The sequence below is a fragment of the Shewanella sp. ULN5 genome, assembly GCF_030731885.1.
Classification (GTDB): Bacteria; Pseudomonadota; Gammaproteobacteria; order Enterobacterales; family Shewanellaceae; genus Shewanella; species Shewanella holmiensis.
Genome location: NZ_JAPJEE010000025.1, coordinates 1 through 21,055, shown reverse-complemented (window position 1 = coordinate 21,055; position 21,055 = coordinate 1). Strand labels below are relative to the sequence as shown.

Here is a 21,055-nt window from a genome sequence, read left to right as displayed (position 1 = left end):
TTTATGCCGTAACCAATATTAGTTACGAGATTCTATAATCGCTTTTGCAATGTTTTGCGGTGCATCTGCGTACTTCAAAAACTCCATAGAGTAAGAAGCACGACCCTGAGATGCAGAGCGCAAATCAGTCGCATAACCAAACATTTCAGATAGAGGGACTACTGCTTGGATAATTTTAACACCAGCGATGCCATCATCCATTCCTTCAATTATGCCACGACGGCGGTTTAAGTCACCTACTACGTCGCCCATATAATTTTCAGGTGTAGTCACTTCTACTTTCATACAAGGTTCGAGCAACACAGGGCTTGCTTCAAGCGCACCCTTTTTGAAGCCCATAGAACCTGCAATTTTAAATGCCATTTCATTCGAGTCCACATCATGATATGAACCATCGAATAAAGTGACCTTAACGTCAAGCACAGGGTAGCCAGCTAATACGCCGTTCTTCATCTGTTCTTGAATACCTTTGTCAACGGCAGGAATGTACTCACGAGGAATAACACCACCCACAGTATCGTTAACAAATTCGTAGCCTTCACCTTCTTCGCGGGGCTCTATTTTAAGCCACACATGACCAAATTGACCTCGGCCACCAGATTGACGTACGAACTTACCTTCCACTTCAACACTTGAACGAATTGTTTCGCGGTAGGCAACTTGTGGTTTACCTACATTACACTCGACACTGAATTCGCGACGCATACGGTCAACGATAATGTCTAAGTGTAGCTCACCCATTCCAGAGATCAGTGTTTGAGCTGAATCTTGATCTGTTTCGACTTTGAATGATGGATCTTCCGCTGCTAATTTTTGCAGCGCTATTCCCATTTTATCTTGGTCTGCTTTTGAACGAGGCTCAACGGCAATGGTAATTACCGGTTCCGGGAACTCCATGCGCTCAAGAATCACTTTGTGATCATTATCGCAAAGAGTATCACCCGTTGTTACTTCTTTTAAACCAATAGCCGCGGCAATATCACCCGCACGCACTTCTTTTAACTCAGTACGGTCGTTTGCGTGCATTTGCACCATACGACCAATCCGTTCACGCTTCTGTTTAACAGAGTTATAAACGGCTGCACCGGTTTGCAGTACGCCGGAATAAACACGAATAAAGGTTAATGTACCAACAAATGGATCAGTCGCAATTTTAAATGCCAATGCGGCAAATGGCGCATTATCGTCAGATGGACGTTCAACTTCTTCTTCGTTCTCGTCAATACCTTTAATTGCAGGTACATCAATAGGCGCTGGTAAAAAGTCAACAACCGCATCTAACACAGCCTGAACACCTTTGTTCTTAAATGCAGAACCACAAGTTGCTAAGACAATTTCATTGTTAATTGTGCGCTGACGCAGTGCTTGCTTGATTTCTGTTTCTGTCAATTCACCTTCTTCAAGGTATTTATCCATTAACTCTTCAGAGGCTTCAGCAGCTGCTTCCACGAGATACTCATGCATCTCTGCTGCTTTAGCAGCAAGATGTGCAGGAATTTCTTCATAAGTGAATGTCATCCCTTGATCTTCTTCAGACCAGTTGATGGCTTTCATCTTAATCAAATCAATAACCCCTTTGAAATCTTCTTCTGTACCAATATTCATTTGAATAGGCACACAAGTCGCTCCAAGACGATTACGGATTTGCTTGATCACACGATCAAAGTCAGCACCAGTACGGTCCATCTTGTTAACAAACACAATGCGCGGAACGCGGTATTTGTCAGCCTGACGCCATACGGTCTCTGATTGAGGTTCAACGCCAGATGAGCCGCAGAAAACAACTACTGCACCATCTAATACACGTAACGAACGCTCTACTTCAATTGTAAAATCAACGTGACCTGGGGTATCGATGATATTAATACGGTGTTCAGTGTACTGAGCATCCATACCACGCCAGAAAGTGGTAACAGCAGCAGAGGTAATAGTAATACCACGCTCTTGCTCTTGTACCATCCAGTCCGTTGTGGCGGCGCCGTCGTGCACCTCACCAATTTTATGAGACAGACCGGTATAGAACAGAACACGTTCTGTTGTGGTAGTTTTACCTGCATCCACATGAGCAACAATACCGATATTTCGGTAACGCTCAATTGGGGTTATACGAGCCACTTTTATACCCTCTCAACTAAAACAAATTTTGCTTTAGACAATATCAACAATATGGAGCGGGCTAATGCCCGCTCCATTATATTACCAACGGTAATGAGCAAAGGCTTTGTTAGCTTCAGCCATGCGATGCACGTCTTCACGCTTCTTAACAGCAGTACCTTTGTTTTCAGACGCATCTAGCATTTCACCTGCTAGACGTAGAGCCATAGATTTTTCACCACGCTTGCGAGCAGCTTCAACTAACCAGCGCATCGCTAGTGCGTTACGACGCACTGGACGAACTTCACATGGTACTTGATACGTTGAACCGCCAACACGACGAGATTTAACCTCGACTGATGGGCGAACGTTATCAAGAGCTGCTTCAAGGATACTTAAATGATCTTCGCTTTTCTTTTCAGCGACAACATCTAGTGCCTTGTAGATAATTTTTTCTGCAGTCGACTTTTTGCCGTCCTGCATAATGACGTTGATGAACTTAGCCAACAACTCACTGTGAAACTTTGGATCTGGTAGGATTTTACGTTGTCCTACAACGCGACGTCTTGGCATATCAATTCTCCGTATGCTTCAGGTATTTCCAAAACTGGAATGTTAAATAAATACTAGCTTGGCCTTACTTTTAACGGGATACGTTAAGACTTAGGACGCTTAGCACCGTACTTAGAACGGCCTTGGCGACGTGTAGTCACGCCAGCACAGTCTAATGCGCCACGAACAGTGTGGTAACGCACACCAGGTAAGTCTTTAACACGACCACCACGGATTAGGATAACACTGTGTTCCTGCAAGTTATGGCCTTCACCACCGATGTACGAAGTTACTTCGAAACCGTTAGTTAGACGCACACGAGCTACTTTACGTAGTGCAGAGTTAGGTTTTTTAGGTGTTGTAGTGTACACACGAGTACAAACACCACGTTTTTGTGGGCACGCATTCAACGCAGGCACATTAGTCTTTTCGACTTTTGGCGCACGTGGCTTACGTACCAACTGGTTTACAGTTGCCATGTATAGCTCCGACAGTTGAATTACTCAACAATTAGGTGTGAAAAATCTATATCCCACAATGATGGGACGCGGAATTTTAGAAAGGTAATGCCATTCTGTCAAGAAATAGCCAACTTTTGATCGAAATTCGAAGAAAAAAGGCGCCACCGGCGCCTTTTTTAACAGTTTTGCAACTTAATCCTGACTTCCTGCCAAGTTAAGTAGGTCTGCTAGGTTCTGTTCAGCTTCGCTTGCAGTAACAGTAGTTGCTTCAACTTTGCCACCTTTGCTTGCTGCTTTAGCGCGTTCTTCGTTACGAGTCTTGTGATATGCGTAACCAGTACCAGCTGGGATCAAACGGCCAACGATTACGTTTTCTTTCAGTCCACGTAATGGATCGCTCTTACCACCAACGGCAGCTTCGGTTAGTACACGAGTCGTTTCTTGGAACGATGCTGCTGAAATGAATGATTCGGTCGCTAAAGAAGCTTTAGTAATACCTAATAATTCACGTTCAAACAGTGCAGGCATTTTGCCTTGTGCTTCAAGTTCGCGGTTAGCGATCTTAACGCGTGCAACTTCTGCTTGCTCGCCTTCCAAGAACTCACTGTCACCTGCTGAAGTGATAATACACTTACGTAGCATCTGACGAATGATCACTTCGATATGCTTATCGTTGATCTTTACACCCTGTAGACGGTAAACATCCTGTACTTCGTTCACAATGTAGTTAGCTACATGATGAATACCACGAAGACGTAGAATGTCGTGAGCCGCTTCTGGGCCGTCAGCAATAACTTCACCGCGCTCAACTTTTTCACCTTCGAACACGTTTAAGTTACGCCACTTAGGGATCATCTCTTCATAGTGATCGTTACCATCAGCTGGAGTAATCACTAGACGACGCTTACCTTTAGTCTCTTTACCAAACGAGATGGTACCTGAGATTTCTGCAAGAATTGCAGGCTCTTTTGGCTTACGCGCTTCGAACAAGTCAGCAACACGTGGAAGACCACCGGTGATGTCGCGTGTTTTAGACGATTCTTGAGGAATACGAGCTAAAGCGTCACCAACGTTAATTTTCGAGTTATCGTCTTTTGCTACAATCGCGTTACCTGGTAAGAAGTATTGAGCCGGTACTTCAGTACCAGGGATCATTAAGTCATTACCATCAGCATCGACTAAGCGAATAGCAGGACGCATTTCTTTACCTGCTGAGGTACGAGCACCAACGTCAAGTACGACAACAGAAGAAAGACCTGTTAATTCGTCAGTTTGACGTGTCATGGTTACGCCGTCGATCATGTCAACAAACTTAACCGTACCCGCAACTTCAGAAATAATTGGGTGAGTATGTGGATCCCAGTTAGCGATAATTTCGCCAGCGGTAACTTCACTGTCTTCCAATTTTTCTAACACGGTACCATAAGGTACTTTATAACGCTCTTTCTCACGACCTAGCTCATCGATGATGGCAAGTTCAGAAGAACGAGATACGATTACAAGTTTACCGTCGATGTTTGAAACATGCTTCGCATTATGTAGCTTCAGAGAACCCGCGTTCTTAACTTGAACGTTGTTTTCTGCTGACGCACGAGATGCCGCACCACCAATGTGGAACGTACGCATGGTAAGCTGTGTACCTGGCTCACCAATTGACTGTGCTGCAACAACACCAATCGCTTCACCATGGTTAATGATATGACCACGTGCTAGGTCACGACCATAACAAGCCGCACACACACCAAAGTCAGTATCACAGGTGATTACAGAGCGAACGATAACTTCGTCAACGCTGTGCTCTTCTAGCGTGTCACACCATGCTTCATCTAGTAATGTATTACGCGGCGCAAGAATCTCTTCAGTACCAGGCTTCAATACGTCGATAGCAACAACACGACCCAATACACGTTCACGTAATGGCTCAACAACATCACCACCTTCAATTAGTGGCTTCATTGTGAGACCGTGCTCAACACCACAATCATCTTCAACAACAACTAAGTCTTGAGCAACGTCAACAAGACGACGAGTTAGATAACCCGAGTTAGCTGTTTTCAATGCGGTATCGGCAAGACCTTTACGCGCACCGTGAGTAGAAATAAAGTACTGAAGTACGTTTAGACCTTCACGGAAGTTAGCCGTAATTGGTGTTTCGATGATCGAGCCGTCTGGCTTAGCCATCAGACCACGCATACCCGCTAACTGACGGATCTGTGCAGCACTACCACGAGCACCCGAGTCAGCCATCATATAGATGCTGTTAAACGAAGCTTGTTGCTCAGGTACGCCATCACGATTGATCACAGTCTCAGTTGACAGGTTTTCCATCATCGCTTTCGATACTTTTTCGTTGGCAGATGCCCAGATATCGATAACTTTGTTGTAACGTTCACCTGCGGTGACTAGACCAGATTGGAACTGCTCTTGAATTTCAAGCACTTCAGCTTCAGCGTCAGCTACTAAGGTGTATTTCTCGTCTGGAATAACCATATCATCGATACCTACTGAGGCACCTGAAATGGTTGCAAAACGGAAACCGGTATACATCAATTGGTCAGCGAAGATAACCGTATCTTTAAGACCTAATTGGCGATAACAAGTGTTCAACAGTTTAGAAATCTGCTTCTTACCCATGTTCTGGTTAACCAGATCATAAGATAAACCTTCAGGCAGAATTAACGATAACAAAGCGCGACCGACTGTTGTATCAACAATGCGCGTTGCTTTTGTTTTTTCGCCATCATCAGCAATATGGGTTTCAGTAATACGTACTTTAACGCGAGCGTGTAATTCAGCAGCACCGGTAGCGTAAGCTTTTTCGACTTCAGCTACTGAAGCGAATGCCATGCCTTCACCTTTACCGTTAATACGGTCACGGCTGGTGTAGTACAAACCTAATACTACGTCCTGAGACGGAGTGATTACTGGCTCACCGTTAGCAGGTGACAAAATGTTGTTGGTAGACATCATTAGCGCACGAGCTTCTAACTGAGCTTCAAGCGTTAATGGTACGTGTACCGCCATTTGGTCACCGTCGAAGTCGGCGTTGTATGCCGCACAAACTAACGGGTGTAATTGAATCGCTTTACCTTCAATCAGAACAGGTTCAAATGCTTGAATACCCAATCTGTGAAGTGTTGGTGCACGGTTAAGCATAACTGGATGTTCACGAATCACTTCGTCTAACACATCCCATACTTCAGCCTGCTCACGCTCAACCATTTTCTTAGCAGCTTTGATAGTTGTAGCTAGGCCACGACCTTCTAATTTGCCATAAATAAATGGTTTGAATAGCTCAAGTGCCATCTTCTTAGGAAGACCACACTGATGCAAACGTAAAGTAGGACCTACGGTAATAACCGAACGACCAGAATAATCAACACGCTTACCTAGTAAGTTCTGACGGAAACGACCTTGCTTACCTTTGATCATATCGGCCAAAGATTTAAGCGGACGCTTGTTAGAACCCGTGATAGCGCGACCACGACGACCGTTATCTAATAGCGCATCAACAGATTCTTGTAACATACGCTTTTCGTTACGTACGATAATATCTGGTGCAGCTAGGTCTAATAGACGCTTCAAACGGTTGTTACGGTTAATCACACGACGGTATAGATCGTTAAGATCAGATGTCGCGAAACGACCACCATCTAACGGCACTAATGGACGTAAATCAGGTGGAAGAACCGGTAATACTTTTAAGATCATCCACTCTGGCTTGTTGCCAGAAGTGAAGAATGCTTCCATCAACTTCAAACGCTTGGTCACTTTCTTGCGACGAGTTTCTGAATTGATTGATGGTAATTCTTCGCGCATTTGCTCGATTTGTTGCTCAAGATCAATAGCTCGTAGCAATTCTAGAACTGCTTCAGCACCCATCTTAGCTTCGAACTCATCGCCGTACTCTTCTAACGCATCTAAATACGTCTCTTCAGTTAGCATTTGGCCGCGCTCAAGCGTGGTCATGCCAGGCTCGATCACAACAAATGATTCAAAGTACAGTACGCGTTCAATATCACGTAACGTCATATCAAGCATTAAGCCGATACGAGACGGAAGTGATTTTAAGAACCAAATATGGGCAACTGGACTTGCCAGTTCAATGTGACCCATGCGCTCACGACGCACTTTAGTCTGGGTAACTTCTACTCCACACTTTTCACAAATTACACCACGGTGCTTAAGACGTTTGTATTTACCACACAAACATTCGTAATCTTTAACTGGACCAAAGATACGCGCACAGAACAAACCTTCACGCTCAGGCTTGAATGTACGGTAGTTAATGGTTTCTGGCTTTTTAACTTCACCAAATGACCAAGAACGGATTAGATCTGGCGAAGCCAAACCAATTTTAATACCGTTAAATTCTTCAGTCTTGCTTTGCTGTTTAAGAAACTTTAATAAGTCTTTCACGTTTCTCTCCTGAAGGAGTTAAACCAGGTGCTTTGCATGTGCAAAGCACCCTTGGTTACCAAACATTGCTTAAGTGCGATGCTTACTCTTGATCCAGCTCGATATTAATACCAAGTGAACGAATTTCCTTCAACAATACGTTGAAAGACTCAGGCATGCCTGGTTGCATCTGATGGTTACCGTCGACGATGTTTTTATACATCTGAGTACGACCGTTAACGTCATCCGACTTAACTGTTAGCATTTCCTGTAGAGTATAAGCTGCACCGTATGCTTCAAGTGCCCACACTTCCATCTCACCGAAACGCTGACCACCGAATTGAGCTTTACCGCCCAATGGTTGTTGAGTAACTAAGCTGTACGAGCCAGTAGAACGGGCGTGCATCTTGTCATCAACTAAGTGGTTCAGTTTAAGCATATACATGTAACCAACGGTTACTTTACGCTCAAATTCGTTACCGGTACGGCCATCATATAATGATAGCTGGCCAGAAGTAGGTAGGCCTGCAAGCTCAAGCATTTGCTTGATCTCTTTCTCTTTTGCACCATCGAATGCTGGAGTAGCAATTGGAATACCACCCTTGAGATTTTTGGCAAGACGCATAATTTCATCATCAGAGAATGAATCGATATCAACGCGTTGTAACACGTCATCACCTAACTCATAAACCTGCTTGATATAATCACGAAGTTCAGCAAGTTCGCGCTGCTCTTCAAGCATAGCGGTAATACGATTACCGATACCTTTAGCGGCAGCACCCATGTGGACTTCAAGTACCTGACCGATGTTCATACGCGATGGTACGCCCAATGGGTTTAGTACGATATCTACAGGATTACCTTCATGATCGTATGGCATATCTTCAACTGGACAAATCTTCGAGATAACACCTTTGTTACCATGACGACCCGCCATCTTATCACCAGGCTGAATAGTACGTTTAACGGCTAAGTAAACCTTAACAATTTTCAGTACACCAGGTGCTAAGTCATCACCTTGAGTAATTTTACGACGTTTGATTTCAAACTTCTTATCAAAGTCAGCGCGCAGCTCTTCGTGCTGTTCTGCTAACTGTTCTAGTTCAGTTTGTTTTGTTTCATCGTCAATGACTTGAATAAGTAAGTCTTTACGTGGTAACTCAGCTAATTTAGCTTCAGAGAAGCCAGCAGCTAATAATAAGTTACGCGCACGACCTAACACACCGTCTTCAAGGATTTTGAACTCTTCGCCCAAATCTTTACGAGCTTGACGAACGTGCATGTCTTCAATTTCAAGCGCACGCTTATCTTTTTCTACGCCGTCACGAGTAAACACTTGTACGTCGATGATGGTACCTTTAACAGAGTTAGGTACACGTAAAGAGCTGTCCTTAACATCAGAGGCTTTTTCACCGAAGATAGCACGCAATAGCTTCTCTTCTGGAGTTAGCTGAGTTTCACCTTTAGGTGTCACTTTACCAACAAGAATGTCGCCACCTTTCACTTCAGCACCAATGTAAACGATACCTGACTCATCTAATTTAGATAAAGCAGACTCACCTACGTTTGGAATATCAGCAGTGATCTCTTCACTTCCAAGTTTAGTATCACGTGCAATACATGATAATTCTTGAATGTGAATAGTAGTGAAACGGTCTTCTTGCGCTACGCGCTCAGAAATTAAGATCGAATCTTCGAAGTTATAACCGTTCCAAGGCATGAATGCGATACGCATGTTTTGACCAAGAGCCAGATCACCTAAGTCGGTAGATGGGCCATCAGCTAACACGTCACCACGAACCACTGGCTCACCAACAAAACAACATGGGCGTTGGTTAATACAAGTGTTTTGGTTAGAACGGGTGTACTTAGTTAAGTTGTAGATGTCGATACCGGCTTCACCTGGGCGTAGCTCATCTTCATTTACTTTAACAACGATACGGCTCGCATCTACGTAGTCAACAACACCACCACGTTTTGCAGCCACAACCACACCAGAGTCAACAGCAAGAGTACGTTCAATACCAGTACCCACTAACGGCTTATCAGCACGTAAAGTAGGAACGGCTTGACGTTGCATGTTTGCACCCATCAATGCACGGTTAGCATCATCGTGTTCTAAGAACGGAATAAGTGATGCCGCAACAGAAATAATCTGTTGTGGTGATACGTCCATATATTGAACATCAGCAGCACGCATAAAGGTTGATTCACCTTTATGACGACACGCAATTTGTTCTTCAACCATACGGCCATCAGCATCAACTTCAATGTTTGCCTGTGCAATAACATAACGGCCTTCTTCGATTGCTGATAAGTATTCAACTTCATCAGTAATCACACCATCAACTACCTTGCGGTAAGGTGTTTCTAAGAAACCATAAGAGTTAGTACGCGCAAAACTTGCTAGCGAGTTGATTAGACCAATGTTTGGACCCTCAGGAGTCTCAATTGGACATAAACGACCGTAGTGAGTTGGATGTACGTCACGGACTTCGAAGCCTGCACGTTCACGAGTCAAACCACCTGGGCCAAGTGCAGAAATACGACGCTTATGCGTTACTTCTGATAGCGGGTTGTTTTGATCCATAAACTGAGAAAGCTGTGAAGAACCGAAAAATTCTTTCACTGCCGCAGATATAGGCTTAGCGTTAATTAAGTCCTGTGGCATAAGCTCGTTTAGATCGCCTAAAGATAGACGTTCACGAACTGCACGCTCAACACGTACTAGACCAACACGGAATTGGTTTTCAGCCATTTCACCTACGCTACGAATACGACGGTTACCTAAGTGGTCAATATCGTCGACTTCATCGTAACCGTTACGGATTTCGATGATTTTCTTCATAACGCAAACGATGTCTTCTTTAGACAATACGCCAGTGCCTTCGTCTTCAGCAATTTCAAGACGACGGTTGAACTTCATACGACCTACTTTTGATAAGTCATAACGTTCTTCACTGAAGAATAGGTTTTGGAATAAACCTTCGGCTGCATCTTTAGTTGGTGGCTCGCCAGGACGCATCATACGATAAATTTCAACTAATGCTTCTAAGCGGTTAGTTGTTGAATCGATACGTAAGGTATCAGCGATGTAAGCACCGTGATCAAGATCATTGATAAACAAAGTATCAATGTCTTTGATGCCAGCTAAAGATAAATTAGCTAAATCTTCTAAGGTGATTTCAGTGTTAGCCGTAACTAATACTTCACCAGTATCTTCATCGATGTAATCTTGTGCAGCATACTTACCAACAATGTAATCAACTGGCACTTCAAGCTCATTTGTGTTGGTTTTTTCAAGTTGCTTAATATGGCGCGCAGTTATACGACGACCAGCTTCAACTAACAGACTGCCTTCAGCATCTTTAATGTCATAGCTTGCTGTTTCGCCACGTAAGCGATCAGGTACTAATGCCATCACTAAAGAATCTTTCTTAATCTTGAACTGAATACGTTCAAAGAATAAGTCTAAGATGTCTTGGGTTGAAAAATCTAACGCACGTAGCATGATAGTCGCTGGTAATTTACGGCGACGGTCAATACGGACGAACAATGCGTCTTTAGGGTCGAATTCAAAGTCAAGCCATGAACCACGGTAAGGAATAATACGTGCGTTATACAGCACCTTACCAGAAGAGTGGGTTTTACCACGGTCATGATCAAAGAATACGCCAGGACTACGGTGTAATTGAGAAACGATTACACGTTCAGTACCGTTAATAACAAACGTACCATTTTCAGTCATCAATGGGATATCACCCATGTAGACTTCTTGTTCTTTAATATCTTTTACTGTGCCAGCTGCAGCTTCACGATCAAACAACACCATGCGTAATTTTACGCGTAATGGCGCTGAATAAGTGACACCGCGGATCTGACATTCTTTCACATCAAAAACTGGCTCGCCTAGTTTATAGCTAACATATTGCAGCTCAGAGTAACCAGAAAAGCTCTTGATAGGAAAAACGCTACGAAATGCCGCTTCAAAACCGCGCTCACCCGTAGGATCTTGATCGGTGAACTTCTTAAAAGAGTCTAACTGGATAGACAATAAATAAGGGATGTCCAAAACTTTTGGACGCTTACCAAAGTCTTTGCGAATACGCTTCTTTTCAGAATAGGAGTAAACCATGGGTTTCCTCTACTTACGAAATGTGACCAAGACTGAAATAAATTTAATTAAATCAGCACGTTTGCCCGTCACCGTTGTCGCAAGAACCTAACCAGTAATCTCTGCTAGGAACTGCTAAAACTGGCGATAAACGGTGAATAAAAATCGCCTGCGCATAAAGCGCAAAAAAGGCCGACGGTTAAAAAACCGCCAGCCTTCACCTAATTTCTTAGGTGACAGGTAAGTTAATTAAAACTTACTTGATTTCAACTTCAGCGCCAGCTGCTAATAACTCAGCTTTAAGTGCTTCAGCTTCTTCTTTAGAAACAGCTTCTTTAACAGCGATCGGTGCTGATTCAGACATTGTTTTAGCTTCTTTCAGGCCTAAACCTGTTGCGCCACGTAATGCTTTAATTACTGCAACTTTGTTAGCACCGTGTGCAGTAAGAATTACGTCGAATTCTGTTTGTTCTTCAGCAGCTGCACCAGCATCAGCACCGCCAGCTACAACAGCAGCAGCAGCAGAAACGCCGAACTTCTCTTCCATTGCTTCGATTAGTTCAACAACTTCCATTACAGACATTGCTGCAAAAGCTTCTAAGATTTGGTCTTTAGTGATAGACATTAGAAATATTTCCTATTGTTCTGAATTCAATTTGATTAAGCGGCCAACTTATAATTAAGCGGCGTCTTGTTTTTGATCGCGAAGGGCGGCCAATGTACGAACGAACTTGCCAGCAGATGCTTCTTTCATAGTCATCATTAACTGAGCTAGTGCTTCTTCGTATGTTGGTAGTTTCGCTAAACGATCAATATCAGCTGCAGGGATAAATACCCCTTCGAAAGCTGCACCTTTAACTTCAAACTTAGCTTGCTCTTTAGCGAAATCTTTTAAAAGACGCGCTGCAGCACCTGGGTGCTCTGTAGAGAAAGCTAGTAAAGTTGGGCCAGTGAACGTTTCTGCTAGGCATTCAAATGAAGTACCTTCAACAGCACGCTTAGCTAAAGTGTTACGTACTACACGTACATAAACACCATTAGCGCGAGCAGCTTTACGCAAAACGGTCATAGCACCTACAGTTACGCCGCGTGAATCGGCTACAACTGCAGAAAGTGCACCTTTGGCAGCTTCGTTGACTTCAGCAACAATTGCCTTTTTGTCTTCGAGTCTTAATGCCATTGGCTTTACTCCTGGATTCCACCTAGGGTTAATTCCCTAGTATTTACCAAACCAAATACAACATGTATTTGGATACTTACGGTGCAGATTTTCCAGTAAAAAAATTAGCTGGGGCCTGACACCGTCTACGCAGGAAATTAAGTGCATCTTACGAATTACACCTGCGGTCTTGGACGGAAGCCGATTTTCTAATCAAAACTCAAAAAGTTATGTTTAAATTACGGCTTCAACCCACAAAGTGCGCGCATTATAGACTAATGTGCGCATTTTGTAAAATTACTTAATGTCTTCCAAGCTAGCTTGGTCAACAGCAACACCTGCACCCATAGTGGTAGAGATGCTTACTTTTTTCACGTATACGCCTTTAGCAACTGCAGGCTTAGCCTTTTTCAGTGCTGACACTAACGCTTCTAAGTTGTCTTTTAACTGTTCTACAGTGAAATCCACTTTACCGATAGTAGTGTGGATAATACCGTTTTTGTCGTTGCGGTAACGAACTTGACCAGCTTTTGCATTCTTAACTGCTTCAGCAACGTTTGGCGTTACTGTACCAGTTTTAGGGTTAGGCATTAAACCACGTGGGCCTAAGATCTGACCTAACATACCAACAACGCGCATTGCGTCTGGTGATGCGATAACAACGTCAAAGTTCATTTCGCCAGCTTTAACTTGTTCAGCTAAATCTTCCATACCCACTAGCTCAGCGCCAGCAGCTTTAGCAGCTTCAGCGTTTGCGCCTTGTGTGAATACAGCAACACGAACGTCACGACCAGTACCGTGTGGAAGTACAGTAGCACCACGCACGTTTTGATCTGATTTACGAGGATCGATACCAAGGTTTACAGCTACGTCTACACTTTCTACGAATTTAGCAGTAGCTAATTCTTTTAAAAGAGCCACAGCTTCGTTGATGTCATACAATTTTGTTGCATCAACTTTTTCGCGGATAACGCGAGCGCGCTTAGTTAGCTTTGCCATTATATTAGTCCTCTACTACCAAACCCATTGAACGTGCAGTACCTTCAATTGAGCGAGTCATCGCTTCAATGTCAGCACCAGTCATATCAGCGGCTTTAGATTCAGCAATTTCCTGAACAGCGCTACGCTTGATAGTTCCTACTTTTTGAGTGTTAGGACGGCCAGAACCTGATTTCAGACCAGCTGCTTTAAGCAGTAGGAAAGACGCAGGAGGAGTCTTAGTTTCAAAAGTGAAAGAACGGTCGTTATATACAGTGATAACAACAGGAATTGGCATGCCTTTTTCGAACTTTTCAGTACGAGCGTTGAATGCTTTACAGAATTCCATAATGTTCACACCTTTTTGACCTAAAGCAGGACCAACTGGTGGAGACGGGTTTGCAGCACCGGCTGCTACTTGTAGCTTAATATAAGCTTCAATTTTCTTTGCCATGTCGACATTTCCTCTATTTGGGTTCAAACGCATCTCGGCGACATGCCAATCTGCTCCCCTGAAAACAACGGGTGCGGATTATACAAAAATCCACACCCGCAAACAATCACTTTTTTGTGGTTATTTTAATCAGCTTTTCTCAACCTGATTAAAATCAAGCTCTACAGGCGTAGAACGACCAAAGATCATTACAGAAACTTTAACGCGGTTCTTATCATAATCGACTTCTTCGATTGTGCCGTTAAAGTCAGCAAATGGTCCGTCACATACACGTACAACTTCACCAGGTTCATACATAACACGGTGCGTAGGTGATGTAACAGTATCTTGTAGACGTTGTAAAATCGCGTTGGCTTCTTTATCAGAAATCGGTGCTGGACGATCAGATGTACCACCAATGAAGCCCATTACTCGAGGAATGCTTTTCACTAAGTGCCAGCTATCATCGTTCATTTCCATTTGTACTAATACATAACCTGGAAAGAACTTACGTTCGCTTTTACGACGTTGACCTGCACGCATTTCAACAACTTCTTCAGTCGGCACAAGGATCTCACCAAAGTAAGCTTCCATACTGTGCATTTTGATATGCTCAAGCAATGTTTTTAAAACACGCCCTTCATAGCCAGAAAAGGCTTGAATTACATACCATTTTTTTTTCGCTTCTGTAGCTTCAGTCATGTTTAAATGCCTATACGCCTGTAATTAAATTCACAACTCGCAACAAGATTGCGTCTAATCCCCAAAGGATCAGTGCAACCACACCTGTTGCAGCAAGAACGATAAACGTTGTGGTAAGTGCTTCTTGGCGCGTTGGCCAAATCACTTTACGCACTTCAATATGTGCTTCATGAGCAAATGAAAGTGCTTGCTTACCTTTCACGGTTTGGAATGCAATGAAACCAGCAATTGCAAAAGTTACAATTACGCCAGCAACACGAGCCACAACACTGGCTTCTGCAAAAAATTGGTTAGCAATAACTGCTGCTAAGACTAGCAAAACAGCAACGCTCCATTTAACGATATCCAGAGAGTTACTCTGACTTTCAGTATTTGTTGTCATCGGTTAATTCCGTTACTCACTACGACCTGAGCTTACTTCGTAACAGCTAATCTGTTACAACATTTCCGAGCTACCCCCAGAAACCATCACAGCACAGGGTCAAAAATCGGCCATAGATTGTATTCTGATTCAGCTTTATTCGCAACATGAGTGGCAATCTAATCAACACAAATTGGTAAAAAAATTGTGTTTTATTCCATAGCCACTCATATAAACAAAAAAGGAAGCCGAAGCTTCCTTTTTCAATGTTAACTAAACTCGCAATTAAGCGATGATTTTAGCTACAACACCAGCACCAACTGTACGGCCACCTTCACGGATAGCGAAACGTAAACCGTCGTCCATCGCGATTGGGTAAATCAAAGTAACAACCATCTTGATGTTGTCACCAGGCATTACCATTTCTACGCCTTCTGGTAACTCGATTGTACCAGTTACGTCAGTTGTACGGAAGTAGAACTGTGGACGGTAACCTTTGAAGAATGGAGTGTGACGTCCGCCTTCTTCTTTTGATAACACGTATACTTCTGATTCGAAAGTAGTGTGTGGGTTGATTGAACCTGGCTTAGCAAGTACTTGACCACGTTCTACGTCATCACGCTTAGTTCCACGTAATAACACACCACAGTTCTCACCTGCACGACCTTCGTCAAGCAGCTTACGGAACATTTCTACACCAGTACAAGTTGTTTTAGTTGTGTCTTTAACACCAACAATTTCAACTTCGTCTGATACGCGTACAATACCACGCTCAACACGACCAGTTACCACTGTACCACGACCTGAAATCGAGAATACGTCTTCGATTGGTAGTAGGAATGGCTTATCGATGTCACGCTCTGGCTCTGGAATATAAGTATCTAAAGCTTCAGCTAGTTCAAGGATCTTAGCTTCCCATTCTGGCTGGCCTTCTAGTGCCTTAAGCGCAGAACCTTGGATAACTGGTAAGTCATCACCTGGGAAGTCGTATTCTGAAAGAAGTTCACGAACTTCCATCTCTACTAATTCTAATAACTCTTCGTCATCTACCATGTCACATTTGTTCATGAATACGATGATGAAAGGTACGCCAACCTGACGCGAAAGCAGGATGTGCTCACGTGTTTGTGGCATTGGGCCGTCTGTAGCAGCAACTACTAAGATTGCGCCGTCCATCTGTGCAGCACCAGTGATCATGTTTTTAACATAATCCGCGTGACCTGGACAGTCTACGTGTGCGTAGTGACGGATTGGTGTGTCATATTCGATGTGAGAAGTATTAATTGTAATACCGCGCTCACGCTCTTCTGGAGCGTTATCGATTTGAGCGAAGTTCTTAACTTCACCACCATATGTCTTAGATAACACAGCAGAGATAGCTGCAGTTAAAGTTGTTTTACCATGGTCAACGTGACCGATGGTGCCTACGTTTACGTGGGGCTTATTACGTTCAAATTTAGCTTTTGCCATGGTATCGCCTCAATCCAATAGTTTGGTGATGAAAACACACATATAGTAAAAATCCGATGCATATATATGACATCGAATCAATTTTTAGTTAGGCGCTTGATTATGACAGGCTGGTGCTGATAGGCAGATTCGAACTGCCGACCTCACCCTTACCAAGGGTGCGCTCTACCAACTGAGCCATATCAGCAAACAAATATTGGAGCGGATGGCGGGAATCGAACCCGCGTTATCAGCTTGGAAGGCTGGAGTAATACCATTATACGACATCCGCGCAACCTACATAGGCTACCTAACTACCTAGAAAAAGTGGTGGAGGGAGAAGGATTCGAACCTTCGAAGGCTGAGCCGTCAGATTTACAGTCTGATCCCTTTGGCCACTCGGGAACCCCTCCACAGAAAATGGTGCCGGCACCAAGAGTCGAACTCGGGACCTACTGATTACAAGTCAGTTGCTCTACCAACTGAGCTATGCCGGCATGTCATTTCGGGAACGGATATTAGGTAAATGTGAGCCTAAGTGCAATAGAAAAATGTCAAAAAAGCTAAAAAAAGTCTCGATCGACGCTTTTTTATGCTTAAGTCGCTATCAAAGATGAATTAAACATCATTTCCTTCATTCAAACTGACAATTGATTGTTAAAGTATTGTCCCGTAATTACGGATCGTGTAATGTGCCAGACCCAGTATAAAAATTGGTTTGATAATGCAAAACTCCATCCAACAAGCCCTTTACTTGTCTTTTCAACGCCAAAAATGGTCTGAATTGCGTAATTCTGTTCCTTTAACTTTGAGCCAAGAAGAATTAGAAAACTTAAGGGGTATGAATGAAAAGTTATCATTGGATGAAGTTACCGATATATATTTGCCATTAAGTCGGCTACTTAACCTCATCGTTGGTTCTAAACAGCAACGTGGAATGATCGTTGATAAGTTTCTTGAGCAAAAAGCATCACATTCGCCTTATATCATTAGTATTGCAGGAAGTGTTGCTGTAGGTAAAAGTACCACTGCCCGTATTTTGCAAACTTTACTGCAACGTTGGCCTGAGCATCCCAAGGTTGATCTAGTCACTACCGATGGTTTTTTATACCCATTAGCAGATTTAAAACGTAAAGGCTTGTTGCAGCGTAAAGGCTTCCCTGAAAGCTATGATATGAAGATGTTAGTTGACTTTATTTCATCAGTTAAAGCAGGCGATAAACGCGTGTTAGCACCGGTATATTCACATGTAAGTTATGATCGATGTCATGATCAGCATCAGATTATCGAACAACCTGATATTTTGATCCTCGAAGGATTAAATGTCCTCCAAACAGGCTTAGACTCCCCCATTGACATTAGACGTCCATTCGTATCGGACTTTGTCGACTTCTCGATATATGTTGATGCTAAAGAGCATTTATTGAAAGAATGGTATCAGCAACGCTTTTTGCAATTTAGAAAAGGCGCATTTAGTGACCCTAAGTCATTCTTCCACCACTATGCAGCCTTGAGTGATGAAGAGGCCAATTCTATTTCTGCCAATATTTGGGATACAATCAACGGCCCTAATCTACAGCTAAACATTCAACCTACTCGAGAACGTGCCAACTTGATTTTGCAAAAAGGACAAAACCATTTAATGGATAAGGTACTTTTACGTAAATAATATCAACTCGAGTTAAGTGATGGGCTCTAATAAGCTTAATTCAAATGAGTTAGTTAATTTTAGCAAGCTTGTCATTTGTTTTGAAAACAAGGTACATTATCACGTCAATATCAGGCATATTACACGTTAATGAAACACAGTTGGCAAGACAAGCAGCTGTTTGGCAGAGGTTTATTATTCTGGGCTGATGTTAAATCATATAAAGATAGAGTTTTGACTGGTGATACATTCCATTTTTATGTGTTATTGCTACATAAAATGAAATGTATCGATATTTGCAGCTTATCTAACGAATAAAAAATGCTTTTGTTCCACTTACGTCCTATATTCCACGCAAACTGATTTCACCGCCAATGTAGACTTTAATTTCTGAGTTAGTTTCAATCACCACAGCACCTTGTTCATCAATACCCCGACATAATCCAAACACTTCATTTGGTGCCATTAGCAGCCTAACTTGTTTATTAGCAAATAAATCATAAGCATTCCAAAATGGTATAAATGGCGCCAAACCATGGTTAGAAAATGCTTGAATATCTGACTTTAAATTTCGATGCAACGACACTAGAAGTTGGGTTTTATCTGGCACACCCTGAGAAGCTAAATCACTCCAAGGTTGATCTATTAGCTCCCCTTGTGCTGCCGACATACTCATATTGATTCCAAAACCAATGACTAATTCAGTTTGTTTAGTTTCGGTTTTCGCTACCTCAATTAAAATACCCGCAAGTTTTTTGTCATCTAAATAAATATCATTCGGCCACTTCATCCCTAAACCTGTGATATTCATTTCTGACAATGTTTTAACAATCGAACAAGCAATAACAAGGCTTAATCCCATTAAATTAGATGCATTAGTTTCAAATCGCCAAAAAAGTGATGCATAGAGGTGATTGCCATAGGGCGATAACCACTGACGTCCGCGTCTGCCTCTTCCTGCAGATTGGTATTCAGCAATGCAAATATCGCCAGACTTAAGGTCTACAAAATGGTTCAGCATAAAACTATTTGTGCTATCAATCTCATCAAAATAGAAGCAGCGATTCTCAATTCCACCAATTAAAGATTGCTCATCAACAAGCGTTATCGGACTTGCCAGTTTATAGCCTTTACCTTTAACACTGAACACTTCCAGACCATAATCAGACAGAGCATCAATATGTTGATTCACAGCCATGCGGGTCAAACCTATTTCACTCGCTATCGCTTCTCCTGAGGTAAAATGGTCAGAACTGAGCAATGCTAGAATCTGTCTTTTACGTTTCCAATGATCATTGATCATAAACTTACCTCTCCAAATCGTGCAATTAAGCGCGGCTCCACCTCAAGTGTGACACCGAATCGCTGTTCAATCATATCGGTTACATGCATAGCCAATTGACAAATATCAGTACCAGTCGCATCACCAGTATTAGTTAGCACCAAAGCTTGCTGTTCATGAATTGATGCACCACCGATAGCAAAACCTTTCAGGCCAGCGTTATCAATCATCCAACCTGCAGCTAATTTTGTATGCTTATCGTCATGGGTAAATCCAACAATATTAGGATATTGTTGTTTTAACTCCAAAAAACGCTCTAGTGGAATAATGGGGTTTTTAAAGAAACTCCCAACATTACCGATTATTTTCGGATCAGGTAGCTTCGACTGTCTAACATGACAGACCATATCAAGCACTTCTTTAGCTGTTACAGTGTCAGCATTGAGACTATTTAAGGGCGCATAACTCAAATTAGGCTTCCAGCTCGTTGATAATCTTATTTTAACGGCAGTGATTACAGCTCTATCTTTGAGTTGTTGCTTAAAAATAGACTCTCGATAACCAAATTGACAATCTTCATGGCTAATTTCATAAAGCTGTGATGAATCTAAATCAAAAAACTCAACTGATTCACAAATATCCTTGAACTCAACACCATAAGCGCCAATATTTTGAATAGGCGCCGCGCCAACCGTACCAGGTATTAACGCTAAATTCTCAATACCAAAATAGCCATTTTCGACACAAAAAAGAACTAGGCTATGCCAATCTTCACCGGCCTCCACCGTTAACAGAATATCTGATCCCTCTTGCTCAACTGCTATACCTTTGGTTTCAACAACGACCACTGAACCACAAAAATCCTCAGTAAATACCACATTGCTGCCGCCACCTAATACCATCATTGCTTTGTCAGAATGATAGAGTTCGAGACAAGTATTGATTAAAAATTCTTTTGTAGCTGTATGGATAAGTTCGTCACACAGCTGATTAAGACCAAGAGTATTAAATGGGAGTAAAGAAGCAGACATAATAATTAGCAGTAAAGTATAGATAGGACATTGTAACAGGTTACAACACCTCTATTAAATTCAAACATCAAAGTTTTACGACATCGTTATTTATCCACAAGCGATGAGCCGTTTTGATATAAGCATATCAGCCACACTACTTTTATGCTCAAATTTCAGATATAAAAAAGCCCGTTACGTTAGTAACGGACTTGATACTCTCTTTACGAGAAATTAGGCGCCTGGAAATGACCTATTCTCACGTGGGCATCTCGGCCACACTATCAATGACAAATATTTGGTATAATTTTTCGACACAAAACAAAAAGGCCACTCATTAGAGTCAATGCCGATCGTTTAAGGGCACTTGACCGATCTTGAAGATGAATGATAATCCCTACCAGTATTCTGGTG

General features: G+C 42.6%; 15 protein-coding genes and 4 tRNA genes. 1 reads left to right on the top strand and 18 read right to left on the bottom strand.

The annotated features are described in order from the left end of the window. Positions 1–18: 18 nt before the first annotated feature. The 16 genes from fusA to ORI98_RS17115 all read right to left on the bottom strand — a co-directional run bounded on the left by fusA (position 19) and on the right by ORI98_RS17115 (position 17,198). Positions 19–2,115 carry an elongation factor G gene (fusA, locus tag ORI98_RS17190; protein WP_306136035.1) on the bottom strand — a complete coding sequence of 699 codons (2,097 nt, stop codon included), beginning with the start codon at positions 2,113–2,115 and terminating at the stop codon, positions 19–21. An 81-nt stretch (positions 2,116–2,196) separates the two neighbouring features. Next, positions 2,197–2,667 carry a 30S ribosomal protein S7 gene (gene rpsG / locus ORI98_RS17185; protein ID WP_226411997.1) on the bottom strand — a complete coding sequence of 157 codons (471 nt, stop codon included), beginning with the start codon at positions 2,665–2,667 and terminating at the stop codon, positions 2,197–2,199. An 83-nt stretch (positions 2,668–2,750) separates the two neighbouring features. Continuing rightward, positions 2,751–3,125 (bottom strand): 30S ribosomal protein S12, encoded by a 375-nt coding sequence (gene rpsL, locus ORI98_RS17180; RefSeq protein WP_025823559.1) that lies wholly within the window; start codon positions 3,123–3,125, stop codon positions 2,751–2,753. Between the two features lie 174 nt (positions 3,126–3,299). Next, the gene (gene rpoC / locus ORI98_RS17175) at positions 3,300–7,526 is read right to left on the bottom strand and encodes a DNA-directed RNA polymerase subunit beta' (protein ID WP_306136034.1); all 4,227 of its coding nucleotides are present in this window, start codon (positions 7,524–7,526) and stop codon (positions 3,300–3,302) included. A gap of 82 nt (positions 7,527–7,608) precedes the next feature. Further along, positions 7,609–11,640, bottom strand: coding sequence for a DNA-directed RNA polymerase subunit beta (rpoB, locus tag ORI98_RS17170; protein ID WP_261299969.1), 4,032 nt, complete (start codon positions 11,638–11,640; stop codon positions 7,609–7,611). A 235-nt stretch (positions 11,641–11,875) separates the two neighbouring features. Next, on the bottom strand, positions 11,876–12,244 hold the full coding sequence (rplL, locus tag ORI98_RS17165) for a 50S ribosomal protein L7/L12 (RefSeq protein ID WP_261299968.1): 369 nt from the start codon (positions 12,242–12,244) through the stop codon (positions 11,876–11,878). Positions 12,245–12,298: 54 nt separating this feature from the next. Then, complete coding sequence (gene rplJ / locus ORI98_RS17160; protein ID WP_261299967.1) at positions 12,299–12,799, bottom strand: 50S ribosomal protein L10; 501 nt, start codon at positions 12,797–12,799, stop codon at positions 12,299–12,301. Positions 12,800–13,075: 276 nt separating this feature from the next. Next, complete coding sequence (gene rplA / locus ORI98_RS17155; RefSeq protein ID WP_261299966.1) at positions 13,076–13,777, bottom strand: 50S ribosomal protein L1; 702 nt, start codon at positions 13,775–13,777, stop codon at positions 13,076–13,078. 4 nt (positions 13,778–13,781) lie between these two features. Next, positions 13,782–14,210, bottom strand: a complete 429-nt coding sequence (gene rplK / locus ORI98_RS17150; RefSeq protein ID WP_188843830.1) for a 50S ribosomal protein L11 — start codon at positions 14,208–14,210, stop codon at positions 13,782–13,784. A gap of 129 nt (positions 14,211–14,339) precedes the next feature. Continuing rightward, a complete protein-coding gene (gene nusG / locus ORI98_RS17145) occupies positions 14,340–14,891 on the bottom strand; it encodes a transcription termination/antitermination protein NusG (RefSeq protein ID WP_188843828.1) in 552 nt (183 codons plus the stop codon). Positions 14,892–14,901: 10 nt separating this feature from the next. Beyond that, positions 14,902–15,273, bottom strand: coding sequence for a preprotein translocase subunit SecE (secE, locus tag ORI98_RS17140; protein ID WP_261299965.1), 372 nt, complete (start codon positions 15,271–15,273; stop codon positions 14,902–14,904). A gap of 264 nt (positions 15,274–15,537) precedes the next feature. Then, positions 15,538–16,722, bottom strand: coding sequence for an elongation factor Tu (tuf, locus tag ORI98_RS17135; protein ID WP_306136033.1), 1,185 nt, complete (start codon positions 16,720–16,722; stop codon positions 15,538–15,540). Between the two features lie 111 nt (positions 16,723–16,833). Next, positions 16,834–16,909: transfer RNA gene (locus ORI98_RS17130), tRNA-Thr, on the bottom strand. 10 nt (positions 16,910–16,919) lie between these two features. Further along, positions 16,920–16,993, bottom strand: a tRNA-Gly gene (locus ORI98_RS17125). Positions 16,994–17,029: 36 nt separating this feature from the next. Beyond that, positions 17,030–17,114 (bottom strand) — tRNA-Tyr (locus ORI98_RS17120). 8 nt (positions 17,115–17,122) lie between these two features. Next, a tRNA-Thr gene (locus tag ORI98_RS17115) sits at positions 17,123–17,198 on the bottom strand. 227 nt (positions 17,199–17,425) lie between these two features. On the opposite strand from ORI98_RS17115, the gene coaA reads away from it, so the two are divergent. Further along, a complete protein-coding gene (coaA, locus tag ORI98_RS17110) occupies positions 17,426–18,370 on the top strand; it encodes a type I pantothenate kinase (protein ID WP_371931188.1) in 945 nt (314 codons plus the stop codon). Positions 18,371–18,692: 322 nt separating this feature from the next. Here the strand turns inward: coaA and birA are convergent, their stop codons facing one another. Together birA and murB are read right to left on the bottom strand one after the other, a co-directional pair. Further along, positions 18,693–19,649, bottom strand: a complete 957-nt coding sequence (gene birA, locus ORI98_RS17105; RefSeq protein WP_306136046.1) for a bifunctional biotin--[acetyl-CoA-carboxylase] ligase/biotin operon repressor BirA — start codon at positions 19,647–19,649, stop codon at positions 18,693–18,695. Beyond that, positions 19,649–20,662, bottom strand: a complete 1,014-nt coding sequence (gene murB / locus ORI98_RS17100) for a UDP-N-acetylmuramate dehydrogenase (protein ID WP_306136031.1) — start codon at positions 20,660–20,662, stop codon at positions 19,649–19,651. The genes birA and murB overlap by 1 nt, the downstream gene beginning before the upstream one ends. Between the last annotated feature and the right edge of the window lie 393 nt (positions 20,663–21,055).

Coding starts and splice junctions, on each gene's coding strand:
- murB (WP_306136031.1), bottom strand. CDS start 20,662: ATGTCTGCTTCTTTACTCCCATTTAATACTCTTGGTCTTAATCAGCTG.
- secE (WP_261299965.1), bottom strand. CDS start 15,273: ATGACAACAAATACTGAAAGTCAGAGTAACTCTCTGGATATCGTTAAA.
- rplJ (WP_261299967.1), bottom strand. CDS start 12,799: ATGGCATTAAGACTCGAAGACAAAAAGGCAATTGTTGCTGAAGTCAAC.
- rplK (WP_188843830.1), bottom strand. CDS start 14,210: ATGGCAAAGAAAATTGAAGCTTATATTAAGCTACAAGTAGCAGCCGGT.
- coaA (WP_371931188.1), top strand. CDS start 17,426: ATGCAAAACTCCATCCAACAAGCCCTTTACTTGTCTTTTCAACGCCAA.
- tuf (WP_306136033.1), bottom strand. CDS start 16,722: ATGGCAAAAGCTAAATTTGAACGTAATAAGCCCCACGTAAACGTAGGC.
- rpsL (WP_025823559.1), bottom strand. CDS start 3,125: ATGGCAACTGTAAACCAGTTGGTACGTAAGCCACGTGCGCCAAAAGTC.
- rplA (WP_261299966.1), bottom strand. CDS start 13,777: ATGGCAAAGCTAACTAAGCGCGCTCGCGTTATCCGCGAAAAAGTTGAT.
- rpoB (WP_261299969.1), bottom strand. CDS start 11,640: ATGGTTTACTCCTATTCTGAAAAGAAGCGTATTCGCAAAGACTTTGGT.
- rplL (WP_261299968.1), bottom strand. CDS start 12,244: ATGTCTATCACTAAAGACCAAATCTTAGAAGCTTTTGCAGCAATGTCT.
- nusG (WP_188843828.1), bottom strand. CDS start 14,891: ATGACTGAAGCTACAGAAGCGAAAAAAAAATGGTATGTAATTCAAGCC.
- rpsG (WP_226411997.1), bottom strand. CDS start 2,667: ATGCCAAGACGTCGCGTTGTAGGACAACGTAAAATCCTACCAGATCCA.